Origin of the sequence: Idiomarina abyssalis (genome assembly GCF_019797805.1) — a bacterium.
Lineage (GTDB): Bacteria > Pseudomonadota > Gammaproteobacteria > Enterobacterales > Alteromonadaceae > Idiomarina > Idiomarina abyssalis.
Genome location: NZ_CP081832.1, coordinates 847,580 through 873,442, shown reverse-complemented (window position 1 = coordinate 873,442; position 25,863 = coordinate 847,580). Strand labels below are relative to the sequence as shown.

At 47.0% G+C, this 25,863-nt stretch carries 20 protein-coding genes; 6 read left to right on the top strand and 14 right to left on the bottom strand.

All coding sequences use genetic code 11. The features are described from left to right. Window positions 1–8: 8 nt before the first annotated feature. From K5X84_RS04085 to fabB, 8 genes are all read right to left on the bottom strand, one after another. Window positions 9–554, bottom strand: a complete 546-nt coding sequence (locus K5X84_RS04085; protein WP_222236753.1) for an SPOR domain-containing protein — start codon at window positions 552–554, stop codon at window positions 9–11. A 3-nt stretch (window positions 555–557) separates the two neighbouring features. After that, window positions 558–1,850 carry a bifunctional tetrahydrofolate synthase/dihydrofolate synthase gene (gene folC / locus K5X84_RS04080; protein ID WP_222236752.1) on the bottom strand — a complete coding sequence of 431 codons (1,293 nt, stop codon included), beginning with the start codon at window positions 1,848–1,850 and terminating at the stop codon, window positions 558–560. Next, window positions 1,850–2,728, bottom strand: coding sequence for an acetyl-CoA carboxylase, carboxyltransferase subunit beta (gene accD / locus K5X84_RS04075; protein WP_222236751.1), 879 nt, complete (start codon window positions 2,726–2,728; stop codon window positions 1,850–1,852). The genes folC and accD overlap by 1 nt, the downstream gene beginning before the upstream one ends. 90 nt (window positions 2,729–2,818) lie before the next feature. Continuing rightward, window positions 2,819–3,604, bottom strand: coding sequence for a tRNA pseudouridine(38-40) synthase TruA (gene truA, locus K5X84_RS04070; protein WP_054486969.1), 786 nt, complete (start codon window positions 3,602–3,604; stop codon window positions 2,819–2,821). An 11-nt stretch (window positions 3,605–3,615) separates the two neighbouring features. Next, window positions 3,616–5,847: a FimV/HubP family polar landmark protein gene (locus K5X84_RS04065; RefSeq protein WP_222236750.1), complete on the bottom strand. Its 2,232-nt coding sequence runs from the start codon at window positions 5,845–5,847 to the stop codon at window positions 3,616–3,618. A gap of 79 nt (window positions 5,848–5,926) precedes the next feature. Beyond that, window positions 5,927–6,943: an aspartate-semialdehyde dehydrogenase gene (locus tag K5X84_RS04060; protein ID WP_054486965.1), complete on the bottom strand. Its 1,017-nt coding sequence runs from the start codon at window positions 6,941–6,943 to the stop codon at window positions 5,927–5,929. A gap of 13 nt (window positions 6,944–6,956) precedes the next feature. Further along, entirely contained in the window at window positions 6,957–8,099 is a 1,143-nt protein-coding gene (locus K5X84_RS04055; RefSeq protein WP_222236749.1) for a 4-phosphoerythronate dehydrogenase, read from the bottom strand. Between the two features lie 21 nt (window positions 8,100–8,120). Then, window positions 8,121–9,335 carry a beta-ketoacyl-ACP synthase I gene (gene fabB / locus K5X84_RS04050; protein WP_054486960.1) on the bottom strand — a complete coding sequence of 405 codons (1,215 nt, stop codon included), beginning with the start codon at window positions 9,333–9,335 and terminating at the stop codon, window positions 8,121–8,123. A 134-nt stretch (window positions 9,336–9,469) separates the two neighbouring features. On the opposite strand from fabB, the gene mnmC reads away from it, so the two are divergent. Then, the gene (gene mnmC, locus K5X84_RS04045; RefSeq protein WP_222236748.1) at window positions 9,470–11,287 is read left to right on the top strand and encodes a bifunctional tRNA (5-methylaminomethyl-2-thiouridine)(34)-methyltransferase MnmC2/FAD-dependent 5-carboxymethylaminomethyl-2-thiouridine(34) oxidoreductase MnmC1; all 1,818 of its coding nucleotides are present in this window, start codon (window positions 9,470–9,472) and stop codon (window positions 11,285–11,287) included. On the opposite strand, the gene K5X84_RS04040 is transcribed toward mnmC, so the two are convergent. Further along, the gene (locus tag K5X84_RS04040) at window positions 11,252–11,536 is read right to left on the bottom strand and encodes a YfcL family protein (RefSeq protein WP_167336994.1); all 285 of its coding nucleotides are present in this window, start codon (window positions 11,534–11,536) and stop codon (window positions 11,252–11,254) included. The two genes, mnmC and K5X84_RS04040, sit on opposite strands and share 36 nt — an antisense overlap. A 115-nt stretch (window positions 11,537–11,651) precedes the next feature. Between K5X84_RS04040 and fldB the strand changes: the two genes are divergently transcribed. Both fldB and K5X84_RS04030 read left to right on the top strand, forming a co-directional pair. Further along, window positions 11,652–12,173, top strand: a complete 522-nt coding sequence (gene fldB, locus K5X84_RS04035) for a flavodoxin FldB (protein ID WP_054488477.1) — start codon at window positions 11,652–11,654, stop codon at window positions 12,171–12,173. 5 nt (window positions 12,174–12,178) lie between these two features. Then, window positions 12,179–14,581, top strand: coding sequence for a zinc-dependent metalloprotease (locus tag K5X84_RS04030; protein ID WP_222236747.1), 2,403 nt, complete (start codon window positions 12,179–12,181; stop codon window positions 14,579–14,581). Between the two features lie 18 nt (window positions 14,582–14,599). Here K5X84_RS04030 and K5X84_RS04025 read toward each other — a convergent pair whose 3' ends face one another. From K5X84_RS04025 to K5X84_RS04015, 3 genes are all read right to left on the bottom strand, one after another. Further along, complete coding sequence (locus K5X84_RS04025; protein ID WP_054486953.1) at window positions 14,600–14,992, bottom strand: acyl-CoA thioesterase; 393 nt, start codon at window positions 14,990–14,992, stop codon at window positions 14,600–14,602. A gap of 40 nt (window positions 14,993–15,032) precedes the next feature. Beyond that, window positions 15,033–17,264, bottom strand: coding sequence for a S9 family peptidase (locus K5X84_RS04020; RefSeq protein ID WP_222236746.1), 2,232 nt, complete (start codon window positions 17,262–17,264; stop codon window positions 15,033–15,035). Window positions 17,265–17,393: 129 nt separating this feature from the next. Continuing rightward, on the bottom strand, window positions 17,394–19,517 hold the full coding sequence (locus K5X84_RS04015; protein ID WP_222236745.1) for a TonB-dependent receptor domain-containing protein: 2,124 nt from the start codon (window positions 19,515–19,517) through the stop codon (window positions 17,394–17,396). 161 nt (window positions 19,518–19,678) lie between these two features. Here K5X84_RS04015 and K5X84_RS04010 point away from each other — a divergent pair, with 161 nt between their 5' ends. Both K5X84_RS04010 and olsF read left to right on the top strand, forming a co-directional pair. Then, window positions 19,679–21,325, top strand: a complete 1,647-nt coding sequence (locus K5X84_RS04010; protein ID WP_222236744.1) for a M28 family metallopeptidase — start codon at window positions 19,679–19,681, stop codon at window positions 21,323–21,325. A 127-nt stretch (window positions 21,326–21,452) separates the two neighbouring features. After that, entirely contained in the window at window positions 21,453–23,156 is a 1,704-nt protein-coding gene (olsF, locus tag K5X84_RS04005) for a bifunctional ornithine lipid synthase OlsF (protein WP_222236743.1), read from the top strand. Here olsF and K5X84_RS04000 read toward each other — a convergent pair. Beyond that, window positions 23,138–23,839, bottom strand: coding sequence for a UDP-2,3-diacylglucosamine diphosphatase (locus K5X84_RS04000; RefSeq protein WP_222236742.1), 702 nt, complete (start codon window positions 23,837–23,839; stop codon window positions 23,138–23,140). The two genes, olsF and K5X84_RS04000, sit on opposite strands and share 19 nt — an antisense overlap. A gap of 5 nt (window positions 23,840–23,844) precedes the next feature. After that, window positions 23,845–24,342: a peptidylprolyl isomerase gene (locus K5X84_RS03995; protein WP_222236741.1), complete on the bottom strand. Its 498-nt coding sequence runs from the start codon at window positions 24,340–24,342 to the stop codon at window positions 23,845–23,847. 117 nt (window positions 24,343–24,459) lie between these two features. Between K5X84_RS03995 and cysS the strand changes: the two genes are divergently transcribed. Further along, on the top strand, window positions 24,460–25,839 hold the full coding sequence (gene cysS, locus K5X84_RS03990; RefSeq protein WP_199494600.1) for a cysteine--tRNA ligase: 1,380 nt from the start codon (window positions 24,460–24,462) through the stop codon (window positions 25,837–25,839). Window positions 25,840–25,863 lie beyond the last annotated feature (24 nt).

The following is a 25,863-nucleotide window of genomic DNA, read 5'->3' as shown; positions in this document are numbered from 1 at the left end:
TGCAAAAATCATGGCCGATAAGTAATTACCTTACCTTGCAGCCCGGTGAGTTCCTTCAGCGGACCTAATTGCTTCTCCAGCTCAGTCTTTGATGTATCCGGACCAACTAAAACACGACTAATTGAACCATCAGATGCCTTTTGCGAGTACGCCGAAAAGCCTTTTTCCCGTAACTGAGAGATCAAACGTTTAACACTGTCCTCGTTACTAAATGCGCCCAACTGGATAACCCAGGCTTTACCGTCAGCAGCATACTCAGCCGGCTCACGTGGCGGGGCCTGGGCATCACTGCTCTCGTTAATGGGCTCAGCTGAATCCGCAGTCTTTTCTGCTTCAGGAAGAGATTCTTTAACGATTACCGGTTCTGACACGGTTTTATCCGACAAGGTTTCCGGTTTTTGAAGTTCTTCCTCAACGGTGGGCTTTAACGGAATGGTTTCCATTGGCTCAATCGGGTCTGCCTTCTCACCATCCAATATATCGGGAATAATAATGACAGCTAACGCCACCAATATCAGAGTGCCAACAAGACGATTCTGCAGAGGACTGGACAAAGCTCAAGCTCCTTTTAAATGCGCGGTAATTCTCGCTACAGTGTAAAACGAGCCGAAGCCGAAAACCAGAGCTTTACCATTATTTGCCTGGTATTGCTCCGCCGCCTGGACAGCCTCGCAAAATGCATGCTCAACTGAGTCAAATATGTGGCAAGATTCATTAGGTAGTTTGGCTTTAACCGCCAATTGCCCGGATGTTTCGCCACGAGGCTCCGACAGAGACCCTAAATACCAGTCGCAAACTCTGGAACTCAAAGCTTTAACGACCCCACTATGGTCTTTATCACTTAACATCCCAACAACGGCAAACACTTTATGCTTCGGGTAAAATTTGTCGAGATACTGGCAGGCATAAGCAGCAGCTTGAGGGTTATGTGCAACATCCAATAATATCTCACAGTTTTTATAGGAGTCTGTTTGCATTCTTCCCGGAAGCGCGGCCTTAGCTATGCCTTCTCGTATTGCCGATAACGTAACCGGCAAGGGTAACTGCTCGATAGCGGCAATTGCAGTTGAAGCATTGATAATAGGCAACTTAGGCAAAGGTAAACCGTTTAACTGGGTGTACTGACTACGGTAACTCCAGCTATCCGCCTTTTCATTTCGATGAAAGTCCCTGCCGACCTGCCATAACTTAGCACCAACGCGATCTGCCGTTTCAGCAATGCTTGCTGTAGGGCTGGCTTCACCACAAATTAATGGTTTATCCGTTCTCGCTATACCTGCTTTTTCACGCCCTATTTGCTCTCGATTATTACCAAGAAATGCAATGTGATCGATACCGATACTGGTAATTACTGCAACATCAGCATCGACACAATTCACAGCATCAAGCCGTCCGCCTAAGCCGACTTCAAGAATAACCACATCGGGTTTATTCGCTTTCATGAGCCATAACGCAGCCAGCGTACCAAACTCAAAATAGGTTAAAGAGGTGTTCTTACGCGCTTTTTCAATGACCGCAAAAGCTTCGGTATGTGCAGAGTTTGTCAGTTCCTGACCATTAATACGAACCCGTTCGCGATACTCTACGATATGTGGCGACGTGTAGACGCCAGTGGTGTAGCCAGCTGTCTGTAGAATAGTCTCGAGGTAACAAACCGTCGAGCCTTTTCCGTTAGTGCCACTGACCGTAATAACCAAAGGCGCTGGCTCAAGTACATCGGCACTCGCTGCAACCCTGGCCACACGCTCAAGTCCCATGTCGATGCTTTGGGGATGGATGCTTTCAAGATAAGTCAGCCATTCCTGCAGCGACGCTGACGCTGCAGGGGCAGATAGCGGTCCGGCAGTCATTATTCGCTTACACTGACTTCCGACGTTTCAGTAGATGGCAGGTTCTGCATTTTCGCCAACAATCGAGCGACTGTGTCACGCATGTTACGGCGATCGACAATCATATCAATGGCTCCATGCTCTAATAGGAATTCAGCACGCTGGAATCCCTCAGGTAACGTCTGGCGGACGGTCTGCTCAATAACTCTCGGACCAGCAAAACCAATAAGTGCTTTAGGTTCCGCAATGTGAATATCGCCTAGCATAGCAAGGCTTGCAGAAACTCCACCCATTGTCGGGTCTGTCAGCACAGAAATAAAGGGAATACCCTCTTCACTCATACGTGCCAGCGCTGCCGATGTTTTCGCCATTTGCATTAATGACATCAGAGCTTCCTGCATACGAGCGCCACCCGATGCAGAAAAACAAACTAACGGGATGCGGTGCTTAAGGCTAACTTCCGCAGCCTGAACAAACTTAGCACCAACAACTGATGCCATAGAACCGCCCATAAAGTTAAAGTCAAAGGCGACAGCAACTAAAGGAACACCTTTTACGGTTCCTTTTTCCGCAATGAGTGCGTCATTTTCGCCCGTGCTTTTTTGTGCTGCAGAAATACGGTCTTTGTATTTTTTAGAGTCTTTAAAACGTAAAACGTCTTTCGGCTCTAAATCAGTGCCAATTTCTTCGCGGTTGTCGTTATCTAAAAAAATGTCCAACCGACTGCGGCCAGTAACCCGCATATGGTGATCACATTTCGGGCAGACATTAAGGCTACGCTCTAAATCCGCCTTATAAATAATGTTGTCGCAGGCAGTACACTTACTCCAGACGCCCTCTGGAACACCCCGACGTTTGTTAATTTTTGGCTTCGCAAGAATTCTTTCTATCCAGCTCATACTATTCCGCCCAAAGGCTATTATTAGTCAATGTGATGTAGCTTACATGGTACCACAAATGGATCAAGCAAAGAGGTCATAACAGTGGCCTTAGTCGCCTAACCATAAAGGTCCCGGGGGAACCTGAGGTATATTATAGCTCTCAGGATAGGTAACTTCGACCAAATATAACCCTCCGGGCTTCGCCGTTGCCGCCGCTTTGGTCCTGTCTTTTTGTCGTAGTAACTCTGCAAGCCACTCAGGTGGCTGTTCGTGCTGCCCAACTACAATTAGGCTTCCCACAATATTTCGGACCATATGGTGTAAAAAGGCGTTAGCCTTTATATCAATAATTATATAGTCGCCGCGGCGCTCTACCGTTAAGTCCGTCACCTTTCGAAAGGGCGTGTGAGACTGACAATGTGAGGCACGAAATGTGGTAAAGTCATGCTCACCAATAATGGCTGGTGCAGCGGCCTGCATAGCTTTTTCGTCAAGTGGTTGATGATAATGACTAACGCCAAACGAATGGATTCCGGGACGAAAACGCGTGTTGGCAATAATGTATCGATACCGCCGCGAAGTAGCACTAAAACGAGCGCTAAACTCACTATCGACCTCTTGAGCCCAGCGTACTGCTATCCCTGCAGGTAAATTACTATTTACGCCCAGTGTCCAGGCTGGCTCCGCCCGGGGGACCGGAATATCAAAATGCACAACCTGCCCTGTTGCATGAACACCCGCGTCGGTTCTTCCGGCGCAAGTTACTTCAATGGGCGCATCGGCTATTTTACTGACAGCGTGTTCTACGCATTGTTGGACACTAATAACTTCACGTTGACGTTGCCAACCATAATAGCGGCTGCCATCGTATTCCAGGCATAAGGCCATTCGCATACAGCTTAATCCTACGAATCGAGTTTTTGTTTCAACGCGCCGGCCTCTTTCGCCAGCGCTTCATCGTCACCTTCTGCTAATTGCTGAAGAATCTCCCGAGCTTCATCTTCTTCACCCATTTCGATATAGGCTCTGGCTAAATCCAGCTGAGCTGAGGGATCATCATCCTCAGGAGCATTTTCAGCATCACCCGATTCATCATCGGGTAATACGTCTTTAACCGCAGACGACTGATAACGATCGGTATCTTCTTCCTCTTCGTCAGCTTCGGCCATCAAAGAATCTATATCAACAAAGTCCTCGTCGTCTTTTGCGCTAAACGAGTCGACCTCTTCACTCTCATCACTTTCTTCGCTCGAACCGAACAGTGACTCTAACTCTTTATCGGCTTCATCTTCCGCTTCATCAAGCTCGGCATCGTCCTCAGGAACTTCCTCTTCTAAGTCATCCAGCTCGTCCAGTGACTGAGTTAATTCATCCGACTCCTGAAGCAATTGCTCCAGGTCATCTTCTTCCTGCTCTTGCGGTTCTTCTTCGGTTCTCTCGTCAGGCTCTAGCGCTTCTGCTGACTGCTCTGCCGCTTCCAGTTCAGATTCATCAGTCTCATCCTGAGTGGGTTCTTCACCTTTTTCTGTCTCATTCTCAGCTAAGCCTAAATCGGCTAAAACGTCATCGACTCCGCTATCATCAAAGTCATCCGGCAATAAATCATCACTTTCGTCGTCCGCGTCGCTTCTCTCCGCCGCTTCCTCTGTTACCGACTCATCATCTGTATCGGTCTCTTGCGGAGCATTATCAGCAAGAATATCGTCAATATCATCGGTAGCGTCCTGCTCAGCCTTTTCCTCATCAGGTTCATCTTCACTGACCGCTGAGTCTGCTTGTGCATCTTCTGGCTGCTCAGCCGCTTCCGATTTTTCTTCTTCCTCATCATTAACAGAGAGGTCTATTGCCTGTTCGTCATCATCACCGGCCTCGCCAAACAGACGATCCAGTTCATCCTGAGAGAGCTCTCCGGCATCATCATCATCGTCAGGCAATACCGCTTGATCATCTTCATCTAAATCTTCATCGACGGTTTCTTTCGGCTCAGGCTTTTTCTGTTCCGGTTCACTGTCTTCATCATCGAGACGGACGCTAAAGTCGGTTTCGTCTGCATCCGAAGACTGTCCGGTTAATTCTGCTTCTAAAGCACTAAGATCGTCACCATCATCATCGGAGGTGTCTTCACCGTCGATATCGAACAGACCATCAGTACTGTCTTTAGGCACATCACCCAATAATTCTTTATCCAGCTCGGCAGCAGCTTCTTCCTCGGTCAACTCCTTGTTAGAACTCTGCTCTTCTTCTTCCGTCGCTTTAGATTTTGACGATCGCCGTAAGAAGAAAAATACAATTAACCCAATAATAAGCAGCGCAGGCAACACCGACACCAACAACATATTCAATGGGCTTTGTAGCCAATCAGAAAAACCAGACTCTTGTTCCGCTTCTTCCCGAGCCTGCTGCTCAAGCATTTGTCTCTGTTGAGCTAATACTTGTTGAAACTGAGCTTCTAGTTCATCAGTTTTACTTACGCTGGCAGCCAGTTCATCGAGGCGCTCCGCTAGCGCATCGATTCGTTCCTGCAGCGACTGGTTTTCACCATACATGCGTTCAACAGCCTGCATAGACTGCTGAATGTCAGACTGAAGCTCTTTAAAGTTTTGCTCCTGACGTTGTTCAACTTCCTGAATCGTCTGTTCAGCTTTCTGTCGAGCTTCTTCAAGTAGTTGCTGTTGTTCGGAGCGAGTTCTCTGAGTGCTTTGCTCTGCCTCAGTAAGTTCCTGAGACTTAGTTTGCAATTGACCATCAACCACCACCTGACGACGTGCGGCTTCAGGGTTAACCATTTCAATTTCTTGCAAGGAAGGAATGCGCAGGTAGTAACCGTCAAGCATACGGTTCATATTGCCATTGACAAAGGCCTCATCGTTGGCCTGCACAATAGCAACCATCGTTTGGTATTGTGTGACACTGGAATGAGGTTTATAGCGACGGGCAATATCCCATAAGGTATCAGATCTGGTAATAGGTCCATAGCGCTCCTGACCTAAACGAACATCAGTTGCTTCAGACCCTTTGGCTCCTTTTATAACAACACCGTCCTGCCAACCTGCTGCAGCGACTGTCATGCTGCCGGACAACGCAATGGCTGCCAGCGAAAAGTATCTCAATACCTGCACTCTAATCGTTTTTCTCATTCCTTCGTCTCTGCCCGCGCTTTGCTCTTATCTTTAACGGCGTTAGTTTAAAAAACTTTATGACATACAGCCGGTTAAATTACCAGTAATCACGAATTAAAGTTTCGGCAATTTGTATGCTGTTCGTTGCTGCACCCTTGCGGATGTTATCAGACACAACCCACAAATTAAGACCATTTGGATGGCTAATGTCTTCTCTGACCCGCCCTACAAACACATCGTCGTTTCCAGCTGCATTACCGACCTGTGTCGGAAACTCCTCTCTTTGCTCCATCAGAGTTACACCCGGAGCTTCACTTAACAGCTGCTTTGCATGTTCGGCAGTAATTGGCTGGCGTGTCTCAATATGGATAGCTTCTGCATGCCCAAAAAATACTGGAACTCTGACCGCCGTTGGATTGACTCTAATGCTGGGGTCATTAAAAATCTTTTGCGTTTCCCACACCATTTTCATTTCTTCTTTGGTGTAGTCATTGTCCTGAAAAACATCAATTTGAGGAATGCAGTTAAAAGCAATTTGACGGCTGAAATTAGCAACTGTCGGTTGCTTTCCGTTTAACAGCTCTGCTGTTTGCTTTGCAAGTTCTTCCATCGCCTCTTTGCCGGCACCCGATACTGACTGATAGGTGCTGACGTTAATACGTTCAATACCCACCGCGTCGTGAATCGGTTTAAGTGCGACCATCATCTGGATGGTCGAGCAGTTCGGATTTGCAATAATATTACGATTCCTGAAGTCGGCTAACGCCCAGGCGTTAACTTCCGGTACCACTAAAGGAATATCTGGTTCGTAGCGAAACTCGGAAGTATTATCGATAACAACACAACCTGCCTCAGCGGCTTTCGGTGCAAACTCACGGGAAATAGAGCCTCCCGCAGAGAAAAATGCGATATCGGCGTTAGACCAGTCAAACTCGGTAGCGTCTAACACTTCGATTTCTTCACCGTTAAAGTCAACGGTAGCGCCAGCCGAACGAGCGCTAGCTAAAGGAAAAAGCTCTGCCACCGGGAATTTTCGTTCAGCCAGAATTTCTATCATTTGCTGGCCCACTAAACCTGTTGCACCTAATACCGCAACGCGAAACCCATGTGACATGCTGACTCCTTACTTAAGCAATTTGCCGGGCACGAAAGCCCAACTGTAAAAACTGTATGTATTGCTCGCTATTATGGCATGTAACCACCTGATTAATGAACTCTCTGCGCGGGCTTTCTTTGCGATAATTACGTCGCAAACTGTCAAACCCATCTCGCGTTAGTCCATGACGGCGGAAGTTTTTATCATCTTCGTGGATGTTAAAATGCTCTTTTACCCAAGAGTTAAAGCTTTCCGGAGACGTTAACATCGCGGCATCAAGCTCTGGCCATTCAACCTTTGGTAACACATCTGCTAATTCTTTAGTAGCCGGCATTTCAAAATGCGCTAACAAAGCGTTTGCGATCATAACCGCCCCTCCCACTTTTCCTTCCAGGCTATGCCCGGCAATATGAGGAGTCGCTATATCCGTATAAGGGACTAAATCCGGCAATATATCGGGTTCATTTTCCCAAACATCCAATGCAATTGAAGGACGCTCACCCTGAATAACTCGATCCAACAAGGCTTTATTGTCTATTACTGCACCTCGACTGGCATTCACAAGTAACTGCTCTGAATGCAGCGACTGCAGTGCCGTACTCTCAAATAGATGCCGTGTGGGAAAGTCGCCATCATCGGTTAAAGGAACATGACAGGAGATAATATCTGCGGTTAGCACTCTCTGCCAGTGGTCATGTACAAACTTAACACCCTTTTTACAAAGCGGCGGATCATAATAGTGAACATTAAACCCCAAAGCCTGAAGTCTTTTCCCCGCAGCTCTTCCTGTATGACCGGCTCCGACGATAGCAACGTCTATTTCATCGACGGAATACACAGGTTTATGACTTAACCAGTCTAGAACCACACAAAGAACATATTCACCAACTGACTGTGCATTAGCGCCAGGAGCATGCGCAAAAGCAATGCCTCGCTCTTGTAACAGCGGAAGGTTCACGTGCTCGGTACCGATAGTGGCAGATGCAACAAACTTTAAGTAAGGGGCCTGCTCCAGAAGCTCTTTATCAACCGCTGTGACGGAACGGACTAACAGTGCATCTGCGTCTGCGAGCATCTCTTGTGACGGATTTCTTTCGGAGAAGTAAGAAAGGGTTCCCGCACCCGACAATATGTCAGACAGTGCGGGAATATTCTGGTCAGCGACGATTTTCACCGCAATAACCGGCTAAATCGCTTATTCAGAGTATTGGCGCATCACTAGCGATGCGTTCGTACCACCAAAACCAAAGCTATTGGACATGACTGTGCGCAATGGAGCTTCAGTTGGTTTCTGAATAATGTTCATACCATCGGCTTTCTCATCCAGCTCTTCAATATTGATGGAAGGCGTGACAAAGCCATGTTTCATCATCAGCAATGAGTAAATTGCTTCGTGAACACCTGCAGCCCCAAGAGCATGGCCCGTCATTGCTTTAGTAGCGCTGATCATAGGCGTTTTCTCCGGGAATACTTCGCGAATGGCTTCCAGCTCTTTGACATCTCCAACTGGAGTACTGGTACCGTGAGTGTTCAGGTAATCAACCGGAGTATCCACAGTTTCCATTGCCATCTTCATGCAGCGAACCGCACCTTCGCCCGATGGAGCAACCATGTCGAAGCCGTCTGAGGTAGCTCCGTAACCAACGATCTCGCCATAAATTTTTGCACCGCGCGCTTTTGCCGCTTCCAGCTCTTCAATAACCAGAATACCGCCACCGCCAGCAGGCACAAAGCCATCGCGTCCCTGGTCGTATGTGCGCGAGGCTTTTTCAGGCGTGTCGTTGTACTTAGTACTTAACGCGCCCATCGCATCAAACTCCATGCCCAGCGTCCAGTGCAGTTCTTCACCGCCACCGGCGAAAACACGATCTTGCTTACCAAACTGGATAAGTTCCAGCGCATGACCAATACAATGAGCAGAGGTTGCACAAGCAGAACTTATTGAATAGTTAACACCTTTAATCTTAAAAGGTGTAGCCAAGCATGCAGAGGTGGTTGACGCCATGCAACGAGGAACCATGTAAGGCCCCACTTTTTTCACACCGCGTTCGCGTAAAAGATCGGCCGCTGCTACCTGATGTTCACCTGATGCGCCACCAGAACCGACAACCAGTCCGGTACGAGGATGCGATACCTGCTCTTCTGTCAAGCCTGCATCTTCGATGGCCTGAGCCATTGCAATGTAGGCATAAGCAGCTGAATCTCCCATGAAACGCAATGCTTTGCGATCAATATGGTCTTTAGGGTCTAACTTGACCTCACCCCATACCTGACAGCGCAAGCCCATTTCTGCAAAAGATTCTGAGCGCGTAATACCGGATTTCCCGATACGCAATGATTCCAGCACTTCTTCTTGATTGTTACCGATGCTTGATACAATACCAAGTCCGGTGATAACAGCTCTTCTCATTCTTTAGTCCTGTCTGACATTTCTACGTCGATATATTAACCAACGTCGTGTATGAATGTGGTCTGCTTTGTCCACTGTTGTTCGTAAAGTTGTTATTATAGCGACCATTAACTGATAAATCATGGGATAGCCACTTGAATTCTAATTCATCGGTCCAGTTTAACGAGCAAGGTGTACCAGTTTCCACCACTTTCGATGATATTTACTTTTCTGTCGATAACGGCGTTGACGAGAGTCAATACGTATTCCTTGCTCAAAACGGATTACCCGACCGTTGGCAGACACTCTCTGCCCATGGCTGCTTTACCATTGCGGAAACGGGCTTCGGTACCGGACTTAACTTTTTGCTCACCTGGCAACGTTTTCTGGAGCACGCTCCCAGTGACACCCGGCTGCATTTTGTCAGCTTTGAAAAGTATCCTTTGTCGCGTAGCCAGCTTAATCAAGCTTACCAGTTACTGAAGCCTGTAGCAGAGGTGAGTAGTGAATTTCTCAAACACTACCCGGCACCTGATCCTGATTGTCATCGTCTTATCCTATCACAAGGCCGGGTCATTCTGGATCTATGGATTGGTGATATTAATGAGTTATTGCCCCAGTGGCTCCCTCAGGCGCAACAAAAAGTTGACGCTTGGTTCCTGGATGGGTTTGCACCAGCTAAAAACCCGGAAATGTGGCAGCACAGCCTCTACGAAGCCATGAGCCAGGCATCTTACAGTAAAACCACCTTTGCTACTTTTACTGCAGCAGGCAGTGTCAGACGAGCGTTGCAGCAGGCCGGCTTTTTAGTAAAAAAAGTTCCTGGCTTTGGCCGTAAAAGAGAAATGCTTTGTGGTCATTACTCCGAGTCAAATAAACTCAAACGCAGCGACAGGCGTAACGTCACTATTATCGGGGGCGGAATAAGTGCTGCCTGCACAGCTCTTGCTCTGACTCGTCGGGGAGTTGACGTTAAAGTGATTAGTCCTGACATAGCTGATGGCGCTTCCGGAAACCCTCAAGGTGCTGTTTATCCGCTTTTACATGCTGAGCACACGCCGCTCAGCCGGTTTTACTGGCAGGCTTTTTCTACAGCGACAAGTTTTTATCAGACTTTTTGTAGCGAAAACTGGTTTCCAACTGGCGTCATGCAGCCTGCTTTTAATGAGCAAAGGAAAACGCGTTACCAGCGTATAGCCGATAATCTCTACGCAAAAGAGTCAGTGAACTACCTGCAGCCAGCCGAAGCAGGAGAAAAAGCCGGAGTGCCCCTGGGCGTACCCGCCCTACTTTACCCTAAGGCCGGCTGGTTAAGGCCTGAGGCCGTGGTTAAAGGCCTTTTCAAAGCAGCGGGCGTCGAGTTAGTCAAAGCCAAAGCCGTATCACTAAAACAAACAGATAATAAAGACTGGAACGTTTTGCTCGATAACGGAGAGTCGCTGTCAGCGGAGCGAGTTGTGATTGCCACCGGGCACCACGTTAACTCGCTGCTGCCAGAAGGCATTGAGGCATTACCTATTCAGCCTGTCCGAGGACAAGTCAGTCTGGTTCAAACCACCAGCAAGCTTTCATCATTAAAGGCTGTTTTATGCTTTAAGGGCTATTTAGTGCCTGCTGATAAAGAGCACCACTGCGTTGGCGCAACCTTTAGCCGCAATAATGACAGCCTGGCGACCAAAGCCGAAGATAACGAAGAGAATATAAGACAATTGACGGAGAATGCTCAGCAGCCTTGGGCAGAATCATTAGACGTTAAAACGGCAAGAGTCTCAGTCAGAGCAACAAGCCCCGATCATCAGCCTGTTGTAGGGTCTCTCAGCGATAACTTATACGTATTGACGGGGCTTGGCTCTCGCGGATTTACCTCTGCCCCTGTACTGGGCGAGATGCTTGCCTGTCAATTGACCGGAGAGCTAATGCCGCTTACCGAAAGTGCTTTACGCCGCATCTCCGCTCGTCGCTTTCAGAGCTAATTTATCCAGTACACTGTTGATATGAGCCTGATCCGCCGGGGATAACTCATGTCGGGTTTTGTAAACGGCTTCACGCAATGCAGGCATGACCTTATCCGGCTCTGTCTCGCCGGACATCTCTAACTGGGCAACCACTAAATCAAAGTGACCACGTAAATAACCGCAAGCGAAAAGTTCATCATCAGTACCCGAAACAACCGCCTCATCAAAGACCGATTCAAGTCGCTCCACTAATTGATCAAAGTTCATACTGCCCCTCATTTGAAGCTTTCCCCGGAAACAAAGGCGCTCATTCTAACGGTCTTTTTGTTACAATGCATCCGCATCAAAGACTCAACGCATGACAGAGGTGTTTATTATGTCCCTGGAAATTGGCTTGTTTTATGGTTCTACCACCTGCTATACCGAAATTGCCGCGGAAAAAATTCAACAAGCCATAGGCGAAGACATTGTTCAGCTGTTTGATATAAAAGACACACCGCTAAAAGAAGCTGAACAATTTGATATCCTGATTTTTGGTATTTCCACCTGGGACTTTGGCGAGCTTCAGGAAGACTGGGAAAGCCACTGGGACGACATTAACGATGTTGACCTGCGCGGCAAAGTTGTTGCGCTATACGGTATGGGTGATCAGGAAGGTTATACCGACTGGTTTCAGGATGCTCTGGGCATGCTACACGATGCTATTGCTGATCACGGCTGTAAACGAATTGGTTTTTGGCCTAATCAGGGCTACGAATTTGCTGCTTCCAAAGCATTAACCGCAGATAACACCCAGTTCGTCGGTTTATCACTAGATGAAGACTCACAATATGAGCTATCAGATGATCGTATCGAACAATGGACGACGCAAATATTAGAAGAAATTGCTGAACAACTAGGATAATAACAATGCAAAGCTTTCTTTCCAAAACCTTGTTACTGCTAACGCTGCTCGTGTCAGCCAGCGTTCTGGCTGACACTGAGAAAACAACCATTGAAAAATTCACGGCGTCGTTTGACGAGCAACAGGGATTTTTTACTTTCTATCACGATGAGGCCAAAGGTAAGTTTTATCTGGAAGTCCCCAAAAGCGATAAACAATTTATTCTTCAAACCAGCCTTCCCTGGGGGCTGGGCTCTAATGATATTGGTTTAGACAGAGGCCAGCTCGGTGAAACCCGACTGGCGTCTTTTCATATTGAGGGCAATACTGCTTTACTGCTTCAGCACAATACTCAGTTCCGGGCGCAAACTCGTAACCCGGCAGAACGCAATAGTGTCCAGCAGGCTTTTGCCGGTTCAGTGCTTCATGGCTTCGATATTGTCGCCAGTAATAACGAAAATGTTTTAATTGATTACACGCCCTATTTGCTGACTGATGTGCATGGTGTTAGTAAGCGCTTACAGCAAACAGAACAAGGGCAATTTAAAGCCGATGCGAGTCGCTCTGTTGTTTACCCTGAACGCAGTAAAGCCTTTGTAGAGAATACCGAACTCGAAGCCAAAGTGACGTTTGTCGGCGACGGTAAAGGACAATGGGTCAATCAGGTAGCAGCTAACGCCGACGCCATTTCACTTCACCTTCATCATTCCTTTATTAAACTGCCCGATACTGCTTATCAACCCAGAAACTTTCACCCAAACAGTGGTTTTTGGGCGCACAGTTTTAAAGATTATGCAGCACCTCTTGGTGAGTCGATGACCGTGCAGTACATTCCTCGTCACCGTCTCAATAAAGAAGACCCAATTGCGTCACAAAGCCAGGCGCGCGAGCCAATTATTTATTACTTGGATCCGGGAGCCCCTGAGCCAGTAAAAACAGCTTTACTTGAAGGTGCTCGCTGGTGGGCTGAAGGCTTTGAGGAACTCGGTTATGACAACGCCTTTCAGGTAAAAGTATTGCCCGACGACGCCGACCCAATGGACATTCGCTATAACGTTATTCAGTGGGTTCACAGAGCGACCCGCGGCTGGTCTTATGGTTCCTCGGTCATTGACCCACGCACCGGCGAGATCATTAAAGGTCATGTCACCTTAGGCTCTCTGCGTGTTCGTCAGGATATGAAAATTGCTGAAGGCTTGCTGACTCCCTTTATTGACGACGCCAGTGAATTGAAAGAAGCGGTGCAAAAAATGGCTTTAGCGCGTATTCGCCAACTAAGCGCGCATGAAATTGGTCACACTCTGGGAATCGCTCATAACTTTGCTGCAAGTACATCAAACAGAGCATCGGTTATGGACTACCCGCACCCATTAGTTAACCTAACTACCGATGGTACGTTAAGTTTGAATGACGCTTATACGGAGGGTTTAGGTATTTGGGACAAACAAGTACTGGCCTACGGTTACAGTGACTTTGGCGGCATGCCTTCATCAACGGAGCAGCTAACACGTATTCTGGAAAAGAACAAAGCGCTTAACCTTAGCTTCATTTCTGATCAAGACGCGCGCCCGGCGGGAGGCGCACATCCGCTCGCTCATTTATGGGACAACGGCAGCGACCCGGTAACAGAGCTAGAGCGTCTGTTGTCCGTTCGCGCGCAAGTGCTGGATAACTTCAGTAAGGATATGTTGCGTCCGAACCAGCCTTTAAGTCAGCTACAAGCCATTTTTGTGCCTATCTACCTGTTACACCGTTACCAGGTAGAGGCTGCGGTGAAATGGCTGGGCGGTGTTAACTACCGTTATTACATGGCAGATGATGCGGCAGATGACTACCAGCCGGTTAGTGCATCCAGACAACAAAGTGCATTGAATCAACTGCTAAGAACGATTCAGGCAAACAATCTGCGCGTGCCCTCACATGTTAAGCAATGGCTGGTTCCTGCAGCCTATGGCGAGAGTTCTTCGCGTGAGTACTTTGATGGTAAAACCGGACTTATACCAGATACCGTAAGTATGGCGGCAAGTGCCGCTGATCATAGCCTACAGCTGATGCTTAACAGTCAACGCCTGAACCGGCTGACTCAGCAACACGCAGAAAACGATCGGGTTCCGTCACCGGCTCAGCTTATGTCAGAAGTTTTTAATACTGTTTTCAACGACTGGAAAAATGCTCAAAACCAGCCGCTACAGCAACGTCTGTTAACGACAGCAATAAATGCTGAGGTGCGGGCGATAAAAAGCTCTGGTTTAGCGGCAGAGACTCGTTTAGCGATGCGCGTTCAACTTGCTGAACAACAAAAGCAGTTGGCTGAATCCAGTTCGTTGTTAATGCGGCAGCTGGCAGGTGATTTAGAGAAGTTCTTAACTGACGCTGAATGGCCTGAACAATACGAACCCGAAGCACTACCTCCGGGCTCGCCAATCTAACGAAAATACCAGGGCCGCTTAAAGCGGCTCTGGCATATCGTCTAACTGATCTTTGGTTTTTCCATGCGGCGTTGGTTGACGTGTTTCCGGATCAATGTGAACGAAAACAATATCGTCAGCAGTACAAATGTTTTGCTTCGTGTGTTTATTTCGAACCAGACAGGTAATAGCTAAAGACGTACGCCCTACCGATTTAACCTGCAGACCGAATTCAACAACATCCCCCTGAAACGCAGAGGTTTCAAAAGTTATAGCGCCAATATGTTTCGTTACTAAGCTTTTCGCCTCTAACTGGCAGCTGGCAAAAATATAAGCTTCCTCATCAATCCATTCTAAAATACGGCCCCCAAACAACGAACCAGCAAAGTTCAAATCATTTGGCATAACCAGTCGGCGGGATAAAAAGCGCATAGTCACTCCTTGTTAGTGGAAGATATGTACATATTATAACCTATTGTTCGCCAATGGTTTGTTGAAAAAATTGGGCAATCATTGAATATAAATGGATTTTTGTATTACGCCCGTTAATAGAGTGCTTTTTACCCGGGTAGTTCATCATCTCAAAAGACTGAGCGTTGTCCTGCAACTGCTTATACAGTTTTGTGCTGTGAGTAAACAGAACATTGTCATCGACCATGCCATGATAAATCAACAAGTCACCTTTTAGGTCCTTACTGTAAGGAAAAACCGATGAGTTCTCATAAGCTTTACCTTCATCCGGCATGCCCATAAAACGTTCGGTGTAATGCGTGTCATACAACCGCCAGTCGGTTACTGGCGCGCCAGCAACCCCGGCTTTGAAATGCTCAGGAGCTTTAAACATAGCAAGCAACGACATATAGCCCCCGTAACTATGACCGTAAATACCAATACGCTCTGCATCCACAAAAGGTAAGTTGGTTAAATACTGCACTCCGGTAACCTGGTCTTCAATCTCCGGACCACCCATGTTTTTATAAATAGGCGCCTCAAAACTCTTTCCGCGGTTCGCTGAGCCCCTATTGTCCAGAGTAAATACAATAAACCCCTGTTGGGCCATATATTGGACAAACTCACTGCCCCAGCTCTTAGTTACTCTCTGTGCGCCCGGACCTCCATAAACGTACACAAGCACGGGATATTTTTTCTCTGCATCAAAGTCGCTGGGTTTCGTCATTTTGTAATAGAGCGTTTGTCCATCCGAGGCTTCCAGCTCACCAAACTCAGGGTAACGCCAATTTCTCAAGTAAGGAGACAGTGGATGGTCTTCTGTAATCTTATTCTCGGAAAGCCATGCCAGATGATTCCCGGTTGGGCCGTGTAAACTCACCTGCTTAGGCTGCTGAGGCGATGAATACGTATCCAGGTAAGAGCGAGCGTCTGAGGAAAATTCAATATCATGCATTCCTTCACGCTCAGTAATACGTGTGGGATTTGCCGCTGAGCTCGAATTTAACTGCGACCGGTACAAATGAGATTCAAGCGGAGATTCTTTGCGGGCAGTATAATAAAGCGCACCTGTACTCTCATCAACGGCTTCCAATTCGTCCACCTGCCAATCGCCGGAACTCAGCTGACGAATTAGCGAGCCATCCAGACGATAGAGATAAAGGTGCTTGTGACCGCTACGCTCTGAAGCCCAAATAAAGTGCTTATCGTCTTCTAAGAAGTGCAAGTCGCTATGAAGATTCACCCAACTATCCGACGTTTCTGTCAGAAGTTCTCTCTCACTTTTCTCCTGGCGACTATAAATGAGCAAATTCAGCTCTTGCTGATTACGACTTTGCCACTGATAGCTTAAGTGCTGACTATCACCAACCCATTTCACTCTGGCTAAATAGCCATCTCCCAGCCTATCCAACTCTAACCAATCGGTTTTTCTGTCTTTAATTCGATAAATACCTAAATCAATATCGACGTTATCGCTTCCGGCAAAAGGGTAACGTTGCTGTATCGTCTCGATTCTGTCGGCGTAAATCTCACTTCGAGTTGCCAAGGGTACCGGACTTTCGTCAACTTTAGTCAGTGCAATGGCCGACTCATCCGGCGACCACCAGTACCCTGTCATTCGCTTCATTTCTTCCTGAGCAACAAACTCAGCCATACCAAACTTGATAGTACCGCCGCCTTCGGTTGTAACAGCCTGCTCCTCACCACTGGCTATATCCACAAAATACAGGTTCTGTTCACGAATATAAGAAATGTAATTCCCCTCTGGAGAGAATTTTACATCCGTTTCAAAATCCTCAGTTTTTGTCATTTGTCGGGGTTTCGATTTACCCGGCTGGTGATAAAAGACATCGCCGTTATAAGGGAACAACAAGGCATCGCCTTCAGCTGACCAACTGTACTCAATGATGCCGCTGCCACTAACACGCTGACGTTCACGCCTTGCTTTTTCTTCATCAGACAATTCAACTTCATCTGTTGCCAGCTGGTCAGCTGAAACTAACAGCTGATGTTTTTCAACTTCAATGTCGTACAACCAAAGATCGTAACGCTGAGGGTTCTCCTCACTGCCTTTTAAGTAAGAAAGGTATTTTCCTCCCGGCGCAAACTTAAGTGCTCGGGGCGTTTCGCCAGCTAAAGGCGAACCACTAAAAATACGTTCAATAGTTAAGTCTTTAGCTGAAACTGACAGGCTGAAAATACTAAAAACGACAACAGCAATCGCCTGAGCCCGGCGATTAAGTATAAAAGGCATGGTTATCAATCCGGTTGTTAGTCTACTGTTATTCATACTAACAAAATTCGGAATAAAAATGGGGGAGCTGCGGTGAACTGACGCGAAAACGCTATCGCCGAACTCAGGCGACAGCGTCTTCTAAAACACTTAAAAACTAATAGAAACGCCTGCCTGAAAACGGCGGCCGGTTACCGGTGCATCTTCTTTCAAGAAGGAGCTATGAACAAAGCCTAACTGGTTGGTCAAATTCTCCCCTTTTAAATACAGGGTCGCACCATAATTTGCCAGCCAGTCTGGGTACAGGTTAACGCGCGCGTTGAGTAAACCATAGGCATCGGTTGTGGTTTCATTCAGTGCTGTTTTGTCCTGCTCTAAATAACGAGTGTAACCGAGTGAACCATCCCAGCTAACAGCCTGGTAACGCAACTCGGTACCGACTCGCTGTGCAGGGATCCTCGGCAAATTGTCACCGTCACGCTGTTTTGCACGAGTATAATCACTAAAACCGTGCACAGACCATTGATCATTCAATTGCCAGTCCAGCTCCAGCTCATAACCGTAAAGCTCGGCATCTACCTGACTGAACTGAACAACTTGCAATGCTTCTCCATGTCCATGCTCATGTTCGCCTTCGTGTTCATCATGACCTTCATCACCATGGATTTGTTCACTGTTCAAGCCAGTAAAATCATCATAAATAAAGTCATCAACACGGTTATAGAACACATTAGCGTTGGCGTGAAAGCTATCATTCTCGTAATGGAAACCAACATCGATATTATTTGATGTCTCGGTGCTAACCGCTGTATCACTTGCTTCAATGTGATACTCGCCCCCCTCTTCCTCATGCAACTCATAAGCAAGTCCCAGCTCATAGGTACGAGTTGCAAAGTGATTACCATTGGCAAACACTTCATTTGCGGCCGGAGCTCTTTCTGCATGGCTTAAATTAAATGAAACCGATGTGTGGTCGCTGAAGTGATACAGATAACCGGCAGAAGCAGAGGTCGCATCAAAAGTATCAAGCTTCTGCTCATCGCTTGAAAGCGAAGTGCGCTCGTGGCGAACACCTAGATCAACATGGTGCGCCCCAAACTCCTGTTCTACCACCCAGAACAACCCCTGAGTGCGGCGAGAGGTGTTAGGTGTGAAAGCTTCTTCGCCAAAAGCCGCTTTATCGCTTATGTCCCACTGCCAACCTACAGCACCTTCCCAGCCAGCGATTTCTTTATGCTGACCAATCAGTCGTACTTCTTTTTGCTTGTTTTCAAATTGAGTGGATACAAAGTTTTCCTCAATTTCCTGATGTTGATAATCCGTTAAAGCGCCACGAAAATCTAATCGATTAAAACCACTGAATGGATTGCGCCATTGGCCCGCTAACTGAATACGTTCTTGTTCCAGATTAGCGTACGGGCCAGACTCCTCAACGTGGTTTTCTTCTTCGCCATGCTCATCCTCATGTTCTTCTTCACCATGAGCGTGGCCGGGAATGCCATATTCCTGATAGAGCCCCTGATAGGATACGCCGAAGAACCCGTCATCAAATTGATAACTGCCGCCAACGGTTCCGCCTTCGGCATCGACAAAAGTGTTTTCAACGTGGTCAACGACTTCACCTTCATCATTCATAAAAGAAGGTGTTTCATAATCATCTGCACGGCGAATAAAGGCATCGGTATAAAGTGCCCATTTCCCGTTGCCTATTTGTAAGTCGTAAGAACCTTCTTTATTGTCATTATTATTGGACAACGAAACATTCGCATTGCCTTGTAAGCCATAAACAGGTTCTGAAGGGATGCGGTTATCAACAACGTTAATCACACCACCAATTGCACCACTACCGTACAATAGTGTTGCTGGTCCTCTTAACACCTCAATTTGTTTAGCCGTACTGGTTTCGGTTGTGACGGCATGGTCAGGACTCCCCCGCGACACATCTCCGGTATCCAGTCCGTTTTGTGTGATTTTCACCCGCGGGCCACCCAGGCCACGAATAATAGGGCTACCTGCGACATTGGCAAAATGCGTGTTATTAATGCCGGGCTCTAATGCCAGTGTTTCACCCAAGCTGTGCGCGTGCAGCTGTTTCAGCGCATCACCCGAAATAATGTTAACCGGCTGCGCTGATTCAAGCGCCGTTTTATCCAACGGACTTGCATTAATAACGATCACCTCGTGTTCATTAAGATGCTCATGTTCTTCTTCCTGCTGCGCTTGAGCAACAGTACTGGTTGCTAACAGAGCCAAGGTCAACGCATTCAATTTCATAAACTACTCCAGTAAAGTTGCGCTGTTAATGTAATAATATAACATTACAAAACCTTGATACGTTTTGCAACACTCTTTCAACTATCTACTCTGGTCGTCTTTTAGCTGCTGCGGTACACTAGCTCAGCTATTATGATAAAAATAAAACCAAAGGATACAACATGAAGCCATCCCATATTCTCTTACCCGCAGCGCTTAGCTTGCTTGTTGCAGCGTGCGGTGCGCCGGAGACAAAGTCACAAACTATTGATGTTAGTGCCGACGAGACGAATCTACGTGCTCACTTAGAATTTCTTGCCGATGATGACTTAAAAGGCCGTCAAACTGGCAGCGAAGGGCACGAAATTGCGTCGAACTACATTGTTTCTGAGTTTAAAAAACTCGGTCTGGAACCTGCTGGAGATGATGGCAGCTTCTACCAGCGTATTCCGTTTCGCAAAAGTACCCTAAAAGAAAACAGCGCCAGCATGAGCTTTGAAAGCAATGGTGAAGTGGTTGAATTTGAATTTCCGAAGCAGTTTATTACCGGCCCCAGTCATTACAGCGAAAAAGATGAGATCTCAGCACCTCTGGTCTTCGTTGGATATGGTATGGAAGCGCCTGAATTTGGTTTAAACGACTACGACGGCCTTAACGTTGACGGTAAAATTGTGGTTATGCTGACTGGTCGCCCCGGCTTTCTGCCAAGCGAAGAAGGCGCTCACTTAGCTAACATTAAAACCGATATTGCTCGTGAGAAAGGTGCGGTTGGGATCATTACCCTGCATACGCCTGTAAGAGAAAAAACGCGCAAGTATGAAACCAGTGTTTATTACACCAAAACACCTCGTATGACCTGGCTTGGTCCGAACGGTCTTCCCAAAGGCGAAGAGCAACAACTGATGGGCTCCGCCTATCTTGACGATGAGCCTGCAGAGCAGTTATTTGCTAATGCACCAACTGAACTGAGTAAAATATTCGAGCAAATCGAAGAGGACCCCGACTTCTCGCCAAAAGGGTTTGAGTTAGAAGGTACAGTGACTCTGGCACGCGAATCTCGCCACGAAGAAATTACCAGCCCGAACGTTGCTGCCGTATTACCCGGCTCTCATGACACACTGAAAGATGAGTACGTTGTCTACACAGCACACTCCGATCATATTGGTGTTATCAAAGATATGAGCCGCGAGGACAACATCAACAATGGTGCGATGGATAATGCCAGCGGCGTTTCAGTTATGTTAGAAACCGCTCGTTTATTCGTTGAGTCAGGGCAGGAATTTGATCGCTCAATTATGTTTTTATCTGTTACGGCAGAAGAAAAAGGATTATTGGGTGCCGACTACTTCGCCAATAACCCGACTGTTCCGTTAAACAGTATTGTCGCTAACGTTAACCTGGATATGCCGGTACTGCTTTATGATTTTGCCGATATCATTGCTTTTGGCGCTTCACATTCCACTTTGGGTGAAACGGTCAGCAAGGCTGCAAAGCAGTTTGATACTGAACAAAGCCCGGATCCAATGCCGGAACAGGCTATTTTTACCCGTTCAGATCACTACACTCTGGTTAAAAAAGGCATCCCGGCCGTATTCCTGATGACGGGCTTTAATTCTCGTACTGAAGGTGAAGACGGTGGTGAGGTCTGGGGTAAGTTTTTCGCCGAGCATTATCACAAGCCGAGCGACGGACTGAACCTGGATATAAACTACGAAGCAGGAGCGCGTTTTACCAACATTAACTTTGCTATTGGTAAAGAGATTGCGAACGCTGATCAACGTCCACAGTGGCTGGAAGAATCGTTTTTCGGTAAGCAATTTAACGACTAAGCTTATAGAGAAACCTTAGTTAAAGACTCAGGGGCCGCAAGGCCCCTTTTTAGTGTCTTAACGTCATTAAACTGTCATTAATGCTGCTTAAACTTTTGATATCGATAACTGCACAGCCGGAGCACTTATGTTATCTGTTGATAAAGTTGTTAGCGACAAGCTTCCCAATATTAAAGGTAAACCCTGGCTGGAAAAGCCAACTGCCTGGTTTTTGAGAAACCTGTTACATGAAGAGGACATTCAAGAGTTTGGAAGAAGTTCTCCTGCGCTGGAAGGCATCGACTTTGTTGAACATGCTCTGGATTATTTTAACTTCACTTACGCTTATTCATCACAGGCAATTGACAACATTCCTGTCAATGGACGTTTAGTCATTATTGCTAACCACCCCATTGGCTCTCTCGATGGGCTGGCTTTGCTGAAATTAGTCAGTGAAGTACGTAGCGATGTAAAAATAGTCGCCAACGAATGGCTTTCTGCACTCGAGCCTCTTAATTCGCTGTTATTGCCGGTTAACGTTTTTGCAGGAAAGCCTAACCGTAAAGACATTCGGAGCATACACAGCCACCTCCATAACGAAGGCTGCGTTATTCTTTTTCCCGCAGGTGAGGTTTCGCGATTACGCCCTAATGGTGTGCGTGACACACACTGGCAAAGCGGCTTTTTAAAAATAGCCAAAGCAACTCAGAGCGATATATTGCCGATAAGGCTCGATGCTCACAACTCAGCATGGTTCTATACCGCTTCGATGCTTTATAAGCCGTTAGCCACAATGCTGTTGGTTAAAGAAATGTTCCGCCAACAGCAAAAACAAGTGAAATGTCACATTGGCCAAAAAATACCGGCTGAAGCCTTTATTCAACAGGGGCTCAGCATTAACCAACAGGTTAAACTGTTTAAAAAGCATCTATACCGTTTAGGAACGTCCAAAAAAGCAATATTTCCTACTCAAACAGCCATTGCCCGGCCGGAACCTCGTCAGCCTCTCAAAGCGGCAATAGAAGCCTGTGAGCAATTGGGGCAGACACCTTGCGGTAAGAAGATTTATTTGTATGAGTTTGACGGCAGTTCACCTATTTTGCGAGAAATCGGGCGCTTGCGGGAAGTCGCTTTTCGCACAGTTGGTGAAGGCACCTGGCGCAAGCGCGATCTTGATGAGTACGATACCTGGTACATGCATTTAATTTTGTGGGACCCGGATGATCTTGAAATTGCCGGCTCATACCGCTTAGGTGACAGTAGAAAAATTATTGAAACCCGTGGACATTCCGGGCTCTACAGCCAGGGTTTTTACGAGTTTACGGCAACAATGAAAGAACTTCTGCCACAAAGTCTTGAATTGGGTCGTTCATTTGTACAACCGCAATACTGGGGTAAACGCAGCCTGGACTATCTTTGGGTCGGTATCGGTGCATTGTTACGTAAACACTCTAAGTATCGTTATCTGTTTGGTTCGGTCAGTATCAGTAATGCGCTGCCTCCGGAAGCTCAGGCTGCTCTGGTCAAGTTTTACAGCACCTACTTCCCGAATCAAACCGACATGGCTACAGCCAACATTCCTTATCGTTTAAACACTGACTCCACTGCTCCTGACTTTACTGGTACGAATTACACAAACGAATTTGTTCTGCTGAAAAGCTACTTAGCCAATATGGGTTGTTCAATCCCAACGCTCTATAAACAATATTCGGAACTGTGCGAACCAGGCGGGGTTCAGTTTCTGGAGTTTGGTGTCGATCCGGATTTCAACCATTCAATTGATGGACTGGTTCTGGTTGATATTACTCAGTTAAAAGAAAAAAAGCGCAGACGTTACTTAGAAACAAGGTAAACACTGGCTTGCTGATACCAGTCTCCCAATACAATACGTTTTGCCCAAGTGCCGTCACTAAGCGTAAAACAATGAACCGCAGGGCGGTGGGTGTGCCCATGAATTAACTGATTAACACTGTGTTTCTCCATCACACGAAGTACTTCCGGGTGCTGAGCATCCATTTTATAAAGCTGTGCGGGAGTTAGTTCGGGCTTTTGGCTGCTGGATTTTTTCCGTAACCGGTTCGCAATACGCATACGCCATGACAAAGGTAAGTTGCGCATAACACCCTTAACCAAAGGGTTCTGAATAACTGAGCGATAACACAGGTAACCGGTGTCTAATGTGCAAAGTGTATCGCCATGCATAAGCAACACTCGCTCACCGTACAAATCGATAACCGTTTCATCGGGGAGAATGGTTAAGCCAACCTCGCCGGCAAAGCGTTCACCCACCATGAAGTCACGGTTTCCGGCCATAAAGTAAAGCCGCACACCCTTGTCCGCCATTTGTTTCAGTTGTTTTTTCACTTTTGCTGCAAATTCACTGGTATCGTCGTCACCCAGCCAGGCATCGAATAAGTCACCAAGAATATAGAGCGCATCGAGGTGCTGGTGTTGCTGACAAAAGTCACCAAAGGCAGCCAGAATATCTGGCCGCCCGGGGCTTAAATGTAAATCTGCAATAAAGCCAGTGGTCATATCGGTTAATCGTTAACTGAAACTTTCTCGATAACCACGTCTTCAACCGGTACGTCCTGATGAAAACCTGATGAACCAGTTTTCACGTCTTTTATGGCGTTCACTACATCCATACCATCAACAACTTCAGCGAAGACACAATAGCCATAACCATTAGGTGTTTCATTTTGAAAGTTCAAAAAGGCATTGTCGTTCACATTAATGAAAAACTGAGACGATGCTGAATGAGGATCAGGCGTGCGCGCCATAGCCACCGAACCAACCACATTCGGTTTTGCCGTCGGAGCCTCGTTTTCGATGTTATCGCGTGTTTCTTTTTGCTTCATGCCAGGTTCGAAACCACCGCCCTGTACCATGAAGTTATTAATAATGCGGTGAAAGATTGTACCGTCGTAAAAACCGTCGCGGGCATACTGTAAAAAGTTTTCTACAGTCTTAGGCGCTGTTTCGTTGTGCATTTCTAAAGTGATATCACCATGATTGGTATGTAAAACGACTTGCATTGAATGTACCTGTTTCATTGACTAAACCAGCTGATAGTGTACCAGAGCCTCGCCATCGGTGGTATCATAAGCCCTTTGTTTTCATCGCTAACCGATAGATAAGTAAGAGATAACATTATGGCATTAACCGTCTTTAATACCCTGACCCGCAAGAAGCAGTCATTTGAGCCAATCAAACCCGGTCACGTGGGTATTTATGTGTGTGGTGTTACCACTTACGACTACTGCCATATAGGCCATGCCAGAACTTATGTCGCTTTTGATATTGTCGTGCGCTATCTGCGTAAGCTTGGTTACGATGTTAAGTACGTACGCAACATTACTGATCTCGACGATAAAATCATTAAACGTGCGGCTGAAAAAGGCGAAGACTTTCATCAGGTCACCGAGCGCTTCATTGGTGAGATGCACAAGGATTTTGACGCACTGAATTTAGTTCGCCCAGATATTGAGCCACGCGTTACCAGCCATATGGATGAAATTATCCAGATGATTGAAAGCCTCATCGAAAACGGCAACGCCTATGAGGCTGGCAACGGTGACGTTCTGTTTGATGTATCCACTTTTAATGACTATGGCAAACTCAGTCGTCAGGACCTGGAGCAGTTGCAGGCCGGAGCGAGAGTTGATGTCGACTCAGCAAAACAAGACCCGCTCGACTTTGTGTTATGGAAAGCCGCAAAAGCCGGAGAGCCCAGTTGGTCATCTCCCTGGGGCGAAGGACGACCCGGCTGGCACATTGAGTGTTCAGCAATGAACAAAAAGCACTTGGGAACCACCTTTGATATTCATGGCGGAGGTTCAGATCTGGCCTTCCCTCACCATGAAAATGAAATTGCTCAAAGCTGCTGTGCTAACCACTCTGAGTACGTAAAATACTGGATGCACAGTGGTATGGTGCAAGTCGACAATGAAAAAATGTCAAAATCACTGGGCAACTTTTTTACCATTCGCAGCGTACTGGAACAATACGATGCTGAAACGGTTCGTTATTTTCTGCTTTCGAGCCACTATCGCTCGCAGCTGAACTATACTCAGGAAAACCTGGATCAAGCGCATTCCGCTCTGGAGCGCTTATACACCGCATTGCGTGACATAAAACCGCAAGCCGCCAACGAAGCATTGCGTAGTCAATACTGGCAGAGCTTTCAGCAGGCAATGGACGACGACTTAAACGCGCCGGAAGCCATGAGCGTGTTGTTTGAAGTTGCCCGTGAGATTAACCGTAACCGTGACAGTGCTCCGGACACAGCGGCTCAGTTAGCGCATGTTTTGATTGAGCTTGCAGAAGTTATGGGACTGCTACAGCAGTCTCCTGAAGAATTTTTACAGGGCGATGACGATGATGTCGCCAAAATTGAAGCGTTGATTGCTAAGCGAAATCAGGCCCGTGCAGATAAAGACTGGGCTGCAGCAGATGAAGCCCGTGACGAATTAACCAACATGGGTATTGTCCTGGAAGACGGTGCAGAAGGCACCCGCTGGCGTCGCGCTTAACCGACAAACTGATTAAGAGGTTTA